This is a genomic window from Pseudolactococcus plantarum (genome assembly GCF_002441715.1).
Classification (GTDB): Bacteria; Bacillota; Bacilli; order Lactobacillales; family Streptococcaceae; genus Pseudolactococcus; species Pseudolactococcus plantarum.
Genome location: NZ_JXJX01000039.1, coordinates 1 through 447, shown reverse-complemented (window position 1 = coordinate 447; position 447 = coordinate 1). Strand labels below are relative to the sequence as shown.

The following is a 447-nucleotide window of genomic DNA, read 5'->3' as shown; positions in this document are numbered from 1 at the left end:
GTAAAAACAGAATCTAAAAAATGGTGGCAACTATGGAAATGAGGGTGATCAAATGAGTCATTCGGAACAAATGATTGAAAACCAGTTCATACAAATCTTAAGTGAGAAAGAAAATCAGTGGACTTATCGTCCGGACTTGAAGTCGGAAGAAGCACTTTGGCAAAACTTTAGAGGCCATTTGAACCGAATAAATTTAGCAGTATTGGAAGAACAACTATTAACGGACAAAGAATTTAAGCAAGTCAAAGTCGAGTTTTCACGTTTGACCGGAACACCTTTTTTAGCTTCTCAATGGCTTAGAGGAGAAAACGGGGTGGCTCAAGTTTTATTAGAGCGAGAAGATCGGAAAAAAGTGACTTTAGAAGCCTTTAGAAATAAGGATATCTCAGGAGGAACTTCTTCTTATGAGGTGGTTCACCAAGTGGTCCCAGATGCCTCTAGAGTAGA

1 protein-coding gene is annotated in these 447 nt (G+C 38.9%); it reads left to right on the top strand.

All coding sequences use genetic code 11. From position 1 onward, the window contains the following. Positions 1 to 52 precede the first annotated feature (52 nt). A partial coding sequence (locus RU87_RS09530; RefSeq protein WP_082782220.1) for a type I restriction endonuclease occupies positions 53 to 447 on the top strand: 395 nt, incomplete at its 3' end.